Annotated in this window: 7 protein-coding genes; 4 read left to right on the top strand and 3 right to left on the bottom strand. The window is 69.3% G+C overall.

Features of this window, described 5'->3' with window-relative positions; translation table 11 throughout:
* The 3 genes from sctC to DMC18_RS17595 all read right to left on the bottom strand — a co-directional run.
* A partial coding sequence (gene sctC, locus DMC18_RS17605; RefSeq protein ID WP_146218115.1) for a type III secretion system outer membrane ring subunit SctC occupies positions 1-1812 on the bottom strand: 1812 nt, incomplete at its 3' end.
* A 13-nt stretch (positions 1813-1825) separates the two neighbouring features.
* The gene (locus DMC18_RS17600) at positions 1826-3838 is read right to left on the bottom strand and encodes a flagellar biosynthesis protein FlhA (RefSeq protein ID WP_110119743.1); all 2013 of its coding nucleotides are present in this window, start codon (positions 3836-3838) and stop codon (positions 1826-1828) included.
* A gap of 10 nt (positions 3839-3848) precedes the next feature.
* Positions 3849-4373: a lytic transglycosylase domain-containing protein gene (locus DMC18_RS17595; RefSeq protein WP_199232589.1), complete on the bottom strand. Its 525-nt coding sequence runs from the start codon at positions 4371-4373 to the stop codon at positions 3849-3851.
* Positions 4374-4811: 438 nt separating this feature from the next.
* Here DMC18_RS17595 and sctU point away from each other — a divergent pair, with 438 nt between their 5' ends.
* The 4 genes from sctU to DMC18_RS17575 all read left to right on the top strand — a co-directional run.
* Positions 4812-5936 (top strand): type III secretion system export apparatus subunit SctU, encoded by a 1125-nt coding sequence (gene sctU, locus DMC18_RS17590; protein ID WP_110119741.1) that lies wholly within the window; start codon positions 4812-4814, stop codon positions 5934-5936.
* Positions 5937-5948: 12 nt separating this feature from the next.
* A complete protein-coding gene (locus DMC18_RS17585; RefSeq protein WP_110119740.1) occupies positions 5949-6320 on the top strand; it encodes a flagellar biosynthetic protein FliO in 372 nt (123 codons plus the stop codon).
* 91 nt (positions 6321-6411) lie between these two features.
* Positions 6412-7107 carry a hypothetical protein gene (locus DMC18_RS17580; RefSeq protein ID WP_110119739.1) on the top strand — a complete coding sequence of 232 codons (696 nt, stop codon included), beginning with the start codon at positions 6412-6414 and terminating at the stop codon, positions 7105-7107.
* 84 nt (positions 7108-7191) lie between these two features.
* Positions 7192-7406: hypothetical protein (locus DMC18_RS17575; protein ID WP_146218114.1), on the top strand; the 215-nt coding region annotated here is incomplete at its 3' end.

Raw genomic sequence — 7406 nt, 5'->3', positions numbered from 1 at the left:
CGGCCCCTTGGCGGGCTTGCGGTCGGTCGGCAGGGCCGGCGCGGCGGGCAGCGGGGCGTTCTCGAAGCCCGAGGCCGGCGCGTCGTAGCGCACCCCCGCCGGCGACGGCGATCGCGAGCCGATCGAGGCCAGGCGCGGGGTGATCAGGAACATCCGCTCGATGCGGCCGCTGCTGCGCTGCTGCACCTTGAAGAGGTTGCCCAGCACCGGGATCGAGCCCAGCACCGGGATCTTCGACGAGCCGGTGGTGTCGGACTGCACGGTCATGCCGCCCAGCAGCAGGCTCTGCCCCTCGACGATCAGGGCCTGGGTGTTGAGCGCCGCGCGGCGGACGACGGGAATGTTGTCGACGCTGGCGTTGGTCAGCGAACCGTCCTCGATGGTCACCAGCATGCGGATGCGGGTCTGGCCGGCGTCGCGGGTGACGTGCGGGGTGACGCGCAGGGTGGTGCCGGCGGTGACGTTGAAGAGGTCGACGTCGCGCTCGCCGGCCAGGCGGACGTAGAAGTCGCGGCTGTTCTCGAACACCGCCTCGACGTTCGACAGGGTGACGATCTGCGGCCGCGAGACCACGCGGGCGACGCCCTCGGTCTCCAGAGCGTTGAGGCGGGCGGCGAAATAGTCGCCGTTGCCGATGATCGTCGAGGCGATCAGGCCCTGGTAGGGCTTGGGCGAGGTGTTTCCACGGGTGAGGTTGGTGTCCTCCAGGCCCGCCGGCGCATTGGGGCCGCGGCCGAACTGAATGCCGCCGCTGCCGTCGTCGAACCGCCAGTTGATCCCGAGATCCCGGGCCTTGGTGGTGTCGATGTCGATGATCGCCGCCTCGACCTCGAGCAGTTGCGGCTCGACGTCGAGGGCGCGGACCAGCTCCTCGTAGGCCGACATCCGCTCGGCGACGTCGCGGACGATGATGGCGTTGAGGCGGCTGTCGGCCTGCACCCGCACGGGGTTGGGCGGGGCGTAGACGCCGGTCTGCTCGTTGGCTAGCGGCTGGCCCAGGGTCCCCTGCCCTTCGGCGCCGTAGAACGAACCGCCCCCATTGGGCGTGCCGAGCGTGGCCAGGCCCTGGCCGCGCAGGCCCTGGACGGCGGCGGGCAGCGCCGTCTCGCTGCGGGCCGCCGCGCCGGAGCGCTCGTTGGTCTCGGAGCTGACCAGCGAGCGGATGATCGAGGCCACGCCCGGGATGGTCACCTGCTTGGCGCCCACCGTCAGGTTCACGTCGTCGGCCCAGCCGTAGCGCAGGTAGAAGACCCGGTACTGCAGGGTCGGCGACGCGGCCTCGGCCTGCACCCCGCCCCGGGCCAGTTCGTCCACCTGTTGGAGGAAGCGCGGCGAGCCGGTGGCCACCAGCATGTCGCCGGTGGCGCGCAGGGTGTTGCGACCGTCGAGCAGGCCAAGCTGCCGGGCGGCGCGATCGACCCGGCGCGAAGCCGAGCCGGAGATCGGGAAGCTGCGGCTGGAGAGCTGGGCGGCGGTGTAAACATAGGCCGCGCCGCCGTCGTAATAGGTGACGAGGTCGAAGGCCTTGGAGATGTCGGCGTCGATCTTGGCGGCCGGGCCGCGGAAAACGCCGTTGATCGTGCCGGCCACCTGGGAGGAGACGATCACCGGCACGCCGACCTGATTGTAGAAGTTCTGGAGGAACTGGGCGATCGGCTGTTCGCGGGCGGTCAGGTCGATGGTGCGGCCGCCCAGCGGAACCTCGCCGGCGCGAACCTGCGGCGCGGTGGCGGCCAGGGCGGCGGCGACCGCCGCGACAACGCCCATCCGGGCGGCGCGGCGAACGCTGGGTCTATCCTTCTGAAGGGACATTCTGTCTCCGGGTTCAGGCGGCCGCGGAAGCGGGCGGCGGCGGCGGTTCGGGATCGTTGGGCACGACGGTCAGGGGCTCGCGCGGGAAGGCCACGCGGCCGGCCACGTCGAGCTTCAGGGTGGGCAGGAGTTCGTGGAACGACAGGACGCCGAGGTCGAAGCGGCGGGCTTCGACCAGCTTGCGCACGTGACGGCGCAGGTCGATGGCGGCCAGGACGACGGCCGCGCCGCTCTCGTCGACCTTGGCCAGGATCGCGTCGGTGACTCGGCGGGCCATGTCGGGATCGAGGGCCAGCTGCTGGGCGCCGGCCCCGGTGCGGATGGCCTCGCGCAGGTGCTGCTCCAGCGGCGGCTCCAGCACCACGGCGCTGAGGGCGCCGTCGGGGGCGTAGCGGTGGCTGATCTGGCGGCGCAGGGCGACGCGGGCGAACTCGGTGAGGGCGAACGGATCCTTCTCGCGCTGGCCGGCGTCGGCCAGGGCCTCGAGGATGTCGCGCTGGTTGCGCAGCGGCACCTCCTCCTCGGCCAGGCGCCGCATCACCTCGGCGATGCGGGCCAGAGGCAGGGCGCGGGCGGCTTCCTTGACCACCTCGGGATAGTCGGCGCCGGCGCGGGTCAGCAGGTTGCTGGCCTCCTGGATGCCGACGAACAGGCCCGCGTTGCGGCGCAGGGCCTGGCGCACGGCGTCCTGCAGCTCGGAAAGGTCGGCCGGATGAGCCAGATCGCCGGCGCCGATCGGGGCCTCGAAGGCCAGCAGCCGCCAGCGGGGGGCGCCGGGACCTTCGCCGTAGTGGAACGAGGCGCGCGGCAGGGCCACGCCCAGGCGCAGTTCGAACTCCTCCAGCACCTCCTCCAGCCCCCGGGTCAGGACCGCGCTCTCGTGGCGGCGGACATCGGCGCCGTCGAGTTCGAGCAGCAGCGGCACGACCGGCTGGGCTTCCTGGATCTTGGTGCGGGCGGCGGCGGGCGAGGCCTTGGCCTCGTCGGCGGCGGCGCGGGCGGGCGCGAGCTTGCGGGTCAGGCGGGCGCGCATGTCGACGTCGACCAGGGCGCCGGTGATCATCGCCGCCCCGCCCAGCAGCAGGAAGATCACAGCCGGGAAACCGGGCACCAAGGCCATCAGCCAGCAGATGCCGCCGGCCACCAGGAACACCCGGGGCTTGGCCGCGAACTGCCGGCGCATGGCGTCGCCCAGGTGGGTCTCGCTGTCCTCGTCGGTGGTGCGGGTGACGATCAGGCCGGCGGCCATGGCCCCCAGCAGGGCCGGGATCTGAGTGACCATGCCGTCGCCGATGGTCAGGATCGAGTACTTGTGGATCGCCGAGCCGAAGTCGAGGCCCTGCTGCAGCATGCCGATGGCCAGGCCGCCCAGGAGGTTGATGACGACGATGATGATGCTGGCAATGGCGTCGCCTTTGACGAACTTCATCGCGCCGTCGAGGCTGCCGTGGAGCTTGCTCTCCATCTCCAGCACGCGCCGGCGGCGCTTGGCCTCGTCCTTGTCGATCATGCCCGAGCGCAGGTCGCTGTCGATCGACAGCTGCTTGCCCGGCATGGCGTCGAGGCTGAAGCGTGCGGCGACCTCGGCCACCCGCTCGGCGCCCTTGGCGATGACGATGAACTGCACGACGGTGATGATCAGGAACACCACCAGCCCGACCACCAGATTGCCGCCGGCGACCATGTTGCCGAAGGTGTCGATGATGTGCCCGGCATGGCCCTCGATCAGGATCATCCGGGTCGTGGCGATCGACAGGGCCAGGCGGTAGAGCGTGGTGATCAGCAGCAGGCTGGGGAACACCGAGAACTCGACGATGGTCGAGATGTAGATCGCCACCAGCAGCAGCATGACGCCGAAGCAGATGTTGACCGCCACCAGGGCGTCGAGCGCCAGGGCCGGCATCGGCAGGATCATCAGGGCGACGATGGCGACGACGCCGGCCACCAGGAACAGGTCGCTGAACCGTGCGACGACGCCCTGGCGCGGCCGCCCCTGAAGGCGCTTGAGATAGGTTTCGACGCTCATCGGGCTGTCCTCAGAAGCCGCCGCGCGCCGAAACCAGGCCGCGATAGCGGTCGAGAACGCTGGAGACGTAGCCCTGCGTCTCGCGATAGGGCGGGATCTTGCGGCCGTACTTCATGACCGCGCCCTCGCCGGCGTTGTAGGCCGCCAGCACCAGCTCCAGGTCGTTGCCGAACTGACCCTGCAGGGTCTTCAGATAGGCCGCGCCGGTGCGGATGTTGACCATCGGATCGCCCAGCTCGACGGCCGGGTCGCGCACCCCGAAGCGCCTGGCCGTGGCCGGCATGATCTGCATCAGCCCCCGGGCGCCCTTGGGCGAGATCGCCCCCGGATTGGCGCGGGACTCCACGTGCATCACGGCGCGCAGCAGGTCGGGAGCGATGTCGAAGTCACGGCCGGCGGCGGCCACCAGCGGCGCGTAGAGGGTGGACCCGGAGGCGCCCCGGACCAGCACGACCGGCGCCGGCGCGATGCGTCCAGCCGAGATCACGGCGCTGGCCAGTTGGGGTCCGTCATAGAGCCGGAGCTGTTCCGACACCCCTGTCGGTTGTGTTTCAGCGACGCAATCTATGCGCGCCAGGGAAAACTTTTCGTTGATCGGAAGGGCGCTGCTGAATTTCAAGCCGTCAGCGGTCACGCATTCATATGCGAACACTGGACTTGAACAAAATAAGACTAAACACACGCTCGACGCCACTACGCGGAACTTGCGCATAAATCTGTCCCTCTATGCAGCGCCCCGCCTGTGCATACTACCCGTTCAAAAGCTAGCTTTCGTGTATCAATCCTGTCAACCACGGAATTAAAACAATTTTCATACTCAGTATACTGCCTTACAGGCATCATATTCTATGGTTCAGCTTAAGAACTACTATGGCTAAGCTCGCCTCTTTTTGGCCATTTTTGGCGCGCTTGTCGGCTTTGCCGGTCCTTCGGCGCCGGTTGGTTTCGTCACGATCGTCGACAGACACACGCTATGGCTGAAAAGAACGGCGGCGGGGACAAGACAGAGAAACCGACACCCAAGCGCCTGACCGACGCCCGCAAGAAGGGCGACGTTCCCAAGAGCAAGGACCTGACCTCGACCATCGTGCTCGGCGCCTGGGTGCTGCTGGGGGCGATGACCGCGGGCTGGGCCTTCGACCGGCTGGGGGGCCTGTTCGACGAGGTGTTCGCGGTGATGGACCGGCCGTTCGCCGAGGCCTGGCCGATCGCGGCGGCCGCCAGCGGCAAGGTGTTCGTGGCCCTGACGGCCGTCACCTTCATCCCCGTGGCGATCCTGGGCATGCTGGCCGAGTTCGGCCAGGTCGGCCCGGTCTTCACCTTCGAGAAGATGAGCCCGAAGATGTCGCACATGAACCCCGGCGAGGGGCTCAAGCGGATGTTCAGCGTCGACAACCTGTTCGAGGTGGCCAAGTCGCTGGCCAAGACCCTGCTGCTGGGCGTGTTCACCTGGATCGTCGTGGCCCTGGCGTTCGACAAGCTGCTGGCCCTGCCCGCCAGCGAGGCCGACGGGGCTCTGTCGGCCTATGGCGGCCTGACCTTCCAGCTGCTGGCCGGCACGGCGGTGCTGTTCGTCTTCGTGTCGCTGCTGGACCTGGCCTACCAGCGCTTTTCCTTCACCAAGAAGATGCGCATGAGCCGGCGCGACATCCGGCAGGAAGCCAAGGATTCCGAAGGCGATCCACACGTGAAGGCCCACCGCCGGCAGCTGCACCAGGAGTGGGCGCAGCAGAACGCGGTGCAGGCCGCCCGCGACGCCTCGGTGCTGGTGGTCAACCCGACCCACATCGCCTGCGCCCTGGCCTACGACCCGGCCGAGCACGCCGTGCCGGTGCTGCTGGGCAAGGGCGAGGGCCTGATCGCCCAGGCCATGCGCGAGGCGGCCGAAACCGAAGGCGTGCCGATCATCCGCAACGTCGAGTTGGCCCGCGCCCTGCGCGACAAGGCCGCCGTCGACGACATCATCCCGCAGGACCTGTTCGCCGCCGTCGCCGAGGTGATCCTCTGGGCCCGCCGGCTGAAGGACGAGCAGGCCCAGGCCGCCGAGAACCCGCCGCCCGACACGCCCTCGGGCCCGACCTTCCCACCCCTGCCCTAGCCTGGAGCAACCGTGAGCGCCGTACTCGACCTGCTGACCGTCGCCCTGGCCCTGGCCATCGTGCTGGGCCTGGCCTTCTTCTCGCTGAAGCTGCTCAAGCAGGTGCAGGCGGGGCCGGCGACCGACGACCAGATCCGCTATCTGCGCGCCCTGCCCGTGGGCCAGCGCGAGCGGCTGACCCTGGTGGCCTATCGCGACGAGGTGTTCCTGCTGGGGGTGACGGCCGGCCAGATCACCGTGCTGGATCGCCGCGCCCGCACGCCCGAGGAGATCGCCGCCGAGGCCCGCGCCGGCGAGGAGGCCCGCATGCGCGCGGCCCGTCCGGCGGCGGCGGTGCGCCAGCTGATAGGGAAAACCCTAGCTAGGGAACGACCCGACTACTGACCGCCGCGGCGAGGTGGTTGTCTCGATTTGCCGGGCGACGGAGCGACGCTCCCAAGGCCCTCCGAGCAGACGGAAATCGAAGGAGCATCACATGTCTTTCCTGGGTATCGGCGGCGGCGGCAACCTGTTCAGCAGCATCGCCAACATCGCGCTGCAAGGCGCCCTGGGCGTCGCCACCGGCGGGGCCTCCCTGCTGGTCACCACGGCTCTGAAGAGCGTGCTGACGGCGGTGGGCGACCAGGTCCTGCAGCAGCTGGGCCAACAGCTGGGCCTGCCGCAAGGCGCCATCGACCTGGCCCAGGCGGCCTTCCATAGCGCCGCCGGCGATCCGGGCGGCGCGGTGCAGAACGTCGGCGAAGCCGTCCAGGGCTTCAGCGACGCCGCGGGCCTCGACAACTTCCAGGCCGGCCAGGCCCAGCGCGACACCTTCGACGCGGTGGACTGGATCGTGAAGAACGCCCAGGAAGAGCTGCAGGCCGGTTCGGACGCCGAAGGCTCCAAGCGCGGCAAGGGCGCCAGCGCCCTGGCGGCGGCCGGCGGCGGCGAGAGCTTCCTGGTGAAGCTGGCCATCGCGCTCGGCACGGCGGTCGACAACAAGATGAACGACATGCTCGACATCGCCAAGGAGATCGACAACGCCAAGTCCAACAAGGACGAGTCGAAGGTCACCGAGATGAGCGCCAAGATGACGGCCTACGGTCAGGAGGCGAACATCATGAGCAACGCCCTCAACACCTCGCTGAAGACCATCGGCGAAGCCATCGCGGGTATCGCCCGGAAACAATAATACGACCAAGCGTTGTGGAGCTACGCGGGCGCCGGTCACCGGCGCCCGCGACTTCACGTTTCAGGGGTAAAAAGGAAGCGCAGCATGCGAGTTCGCACTTTCGCCGCCATCGTCGCCGCCGCCGGCCTGGGCCTTCAGGGCCCCGCCTTCGCCCAGCTCGACATGGTCACCCCGCAGTTCAACACCCAGGTGTTCAAGAACGTCCTGCAGTCCAACGACCGGGCCTTCGGGCGCGGCGGCGCAAGCCCGGGCCGCAACGGCGTCGCGGCCGGCGCCAGGCCGCTGTTCCCGCAGGCGGG

Source organism: Caulobacter sp. D5, assembly GCF_003185805.1.
Taxonomy (GTDB): Bacteria; Pseudomonadota; Alphaproteobacteria; order Caulobacterales; family Caulobacteraceae; genus Caulobacter.
The sequence above is the reverse complement of the archived record's forward strand: the minus strand, read 5'-3'. Positions and strand labels throughout refer to the sequence as shown.